The following is a 2,664-nucleotide window of genomic DNA, read 5'->3' as shown; positions in this document are numbered from 1 at the left end:
CCGACTGCGATGCCATCGCCGCCAAGCTCAACTCACGGCCGCGGAAGCGGCTCGGATACCGGACCCCGGAGGAATGCTATGCACAATCGTAGGAAGGCCCTCAGAAAGGCTCAGTGTTGCGATTCAAACTTGAAGTCAGGCACTCCATCGAGGCGATCGAAGCCCCCCTTACGATACGCGAATCACCTGCGAGACGCCCATCGGCGGTTGACAATCACCTCGATGCGAGATATTTTGATGTTTGTCTAAATATCTAATGATGTGAAGGTGACGCATGCAGGGCGATCTCTTCAAAGCACTCTCCGACGCAACACGCAGGGATATCCTGCGCCTGCTGCGCGACGGTGATCTCACCGCAGGAACGATCGCCGACAACTTCTCGATCTCAAAACCGTCGATCTCCCATCATCTCGCTGCCCTGAGGAACGCCGGGCTCGTCACAACGGAGAGACGCGGTCAGGAGATCGTCTATTCGCTCAACGCAACTGTGTTCCAGGAACTGATGGCCTACAGCCTCGAGTTCCTCGACAGCAACGATGAAGGAGGACCCGAGGAATGAAGCTCAAGGACATGCCCATGCTCCCGCTGGTGATGATCGCTCTCATGTTCGCAGTGGGCGCATACGTCTACCCCCATCTGCCCGCACAGATTCCTGTGCACTGGAACGCGGCGGGAGAGATCGACAGATGGGCTCAATCGACAGTCTGGAACGTGTTCGCTGAGCCGCTGATGGCTCTTGGATTCTACGTGCTCTTCATGGTGATGCCCTACTTCGACCCCAAACGCGCCAACATCTACAAGTCCAAGCCGGTGTACTTCCTCGTCTTGGACGCTGTCACTGCGCTTATCATGCTCATGTTCTTCGGTGGACTGGCGGCAGCGTTCAACTCCTCGGTGCCCGTTGATCGCTTGGCGTTGGCCGGAATCGGCCTGATGCTCATGGTGCTCGGGAACTACATGGGTCGCGTGAAGCGCAACTGGACGATGGGCGTTCGTTTCAGTTGGACGCTATCTGACGACACGGTGTGGGCGAAGACCAACCGCCTTGGTGGGCGCCTCTTCTTCGGTGCTGGGGCACTGACGTTCGCCGGAGCATTCACACCCCCGCCATGGGGCATTACGATCATGCTCGTGTGCGTAGTGGCCATACTGCCAATCACATACCTGTACTCGATGAGGCTGTACAAGAGCCGGCACCCAGACCAGCCAAACCCCTCCGAACCCACAATCGAGGATCAGTTGCGAGCCGAATAGCCAGCGTCTGGTGATGTGGCTAACGTCGGGCGCTTCAGCCGCGCCCGCTGACTGACATGGTAGCCGAGGACTGGCGAAGTCGGCTGGAAGCGCTTGTTAGGCGCGTATCGGTGCCTGTTGTCCGACGTCGATATGGCCATCAATGAACTGCTTCGCTGCAGTGGTAAGGGGCATCAGCGTACCCACGATTGAGAGCGGCCAGAGGAATGGATCGCCACAATCACGGCTGGTTTCGATTGTCTGGCGCTCTTCGGCGAGCAGCGGCTGCTGCGAGACGAGCTTGTACGAATACAGCACCTCCAGTAGCTCAAGCAGAAGGGCGACGCATTGCCTGTTGCCCGGCTCGTAGTAGCGGCGACCGTGCGCGATTTCGTTCCTAAGACGACTGAGGAGTAGCACGTTCCGTTCAACCGGCGTATCCGGATCTAGTACCCACTGGAGTAGCGCGGCGGCATCCAGGATCGCGTGCAGGCGCAGGATATGGCCCTCGTTGATGGAGTGACCGGCAGTACGCAGCTGTTCGACATCCGCCGCGGAGAGAGGCCGTTCGAACATGACAACTGAGGGGTTGAGCGACCATTGCGTGTAGAAGGGGGGCATCGAGTAGTCAACGCTCCCCTTCGCCCCAGGGCCAGGTGCCGGAACGATAGATCGTGCTCGCAGCAGGTCTGACCATGCTACATCGACGGCATGACTGGCCGCACGTAGCTTTCCGGTATCCGTCGAACGCCGAGCGGCTGGCGGACAGTCGGGCGGTGACGGACAGCGCGGTACGGCACGGTACGCGCCATCCGGTATCGATGTAGAGCATTCCACGCAGCAGCTGTCCGGAGTCAGCCACCGATCGGATGCACAAGTTGGGCAGTACGCAGCTCGGGGCAAGGCTACTTCTCCGCCAGGCCGAGGACGACCCATGTTCCATCCGAGTTCTGCTGAACGGTGACGCGGGCATTTTTCGCGATGCGCTGCACCGGACAGTCCGCGATGACCTCTGTTCCATCTTCTAGACGCACGCGAGCGTTTCCGGTGGGGGTGCCCAGATCGAACATGCCAGTCGACGTCGAGCGATCGAACTCGTAGCTTACGAAGCCTGCCTCTTGCTCAGTGGAACTACTGCAGGCAGACAGGATCATCAGACCTGCAACGAGTACCGCCAGAAGTGTCACGACTCGTAGCTTGGACATACAGCTTCCCCCCTCGGTCACTTAATCGCGCCTAACGTCGGGCGCTTCAGCCGCGCCCGCTGACTGACATGGTAGCCGAGGACTTGCGAAGTCGGCTGGAAGCGCTTGTTAGCGTGGCGCCCGCAGGTCATCCGAGCGGTCGCTGATCGCGAAAGACGCGCGCCGAGAGCTCAACCGCCGATGCGTCCGGGACCATACCGCCGAGGACTCCAGGCGCGCGCGACGG

4 protein-coding genes are annotated in these 2,664 nt (G+C 59.9%); 2 read left to right on the top strand and 2 right to left on the bottom strand.

Annotated elements, in window-relative coordinates; genetic code table 11:
• Nucleotides 1-274: 274 nt before the first annotated feature.
• Together U1E26_09835 and U1E26_09830 are read left to right on the top strand one after the other, a co-directional pair.
• Complete coding sequence (locus U1E26_09835; protein MDZ4169936.1) at nt 275-559, top strand: autorepressor SdpR family transcription factor; 285 nt, start codon at nt 275-277, stop codon at nt 557-559.
• Nucleotides 556-1,254, top strand: coding sequence for an SdpI family protein (locus U1E26_09830; protein MDZ4169935.1), 699 nt, complete (start codon nt 556-558; stop codon nt 1,252-1,254). Before U1E26_09835 ends, U1E26_09830 begins: the two co-directional genes overlap by 4 nt.
• Nucleotides 1,255-1,350: 96 nt before the next feature.
• On the opposite strand, the gene U1E26_09825 is transcribed toward U1E26_09830, so the two are convergent.
• Together U1E26_09825 and U1E26_09820 are read right to left on the bottom strand one after the other, a co-directional pair.
• Nucleotides 1,351-1,854, bottom strand: a complete 504-nt coding sequence (locus tag U1E26_09825) for a hypothetical protein (GenBank protein ID MDZ4169934.1) — start codon at nt 1,852-1,854, stop codon at nt 1,351-1,353.
• Nucleotides 1,855-2,138: 284 nt separating this feature from the next.
• A complete protein-coding gene (locus U1E26_09820) occupies nt 2,139-2,438 on the bottom strand; it encodes a hypothetical protein (protein ID MDZ4169933.1) in 300 nt (99 codons plus the stop codon).
• Between the last annotated feature and the right edge of the window lie 226 nt (nt 2,439-2,664).

The organism is Coriobacteriia bacterium (genome assembly GCA_034370385.1).
Lineage (GTDB): Bacteria > Actinomycetota > Coriobacteriia > Anaerosomatales > PHET01 > JAXMKZ01.
The sequence above is the reverse complement of the archived record's forward strand: the minus strand, read 5'-3'. Positions and strand labels throughout refer to the sequence as shown.

What these genes read in the sequence shown, in the direction of transcription:
- U1E26_09835 (MDZ4169936.1), top strand. Translation starts at nt 275, where the DNA reads ATGCAGGGCGATCTCTTCAAAGCACTCTCCGACGCAACACGCAGGGAT.
- U1E26_09830 (MDZ4169935.1), top strand. Translation starts at nt 556, where the DNA reads ATGAAGCTCAAGGACATGCCCATGCTCCCGCTGGTGATGATCGCTCTC.
- U1E26_09825 (MDZ4169934.1), bottom strand. Translation starts at nt 1,854, where the DNA reads ATGCCCCCCTTCTACACGCAATGGTCGCTCAACCCCTCAGTTGTCATG.
- U1E26_09820 (MDZ4169933.1), bottom strand. Translation starts at nt 2,438, where the DNA reads ATGTCCAAGCTACGAGTCGTGACACTTCTGGCGGTACTCGTTGCAGGT.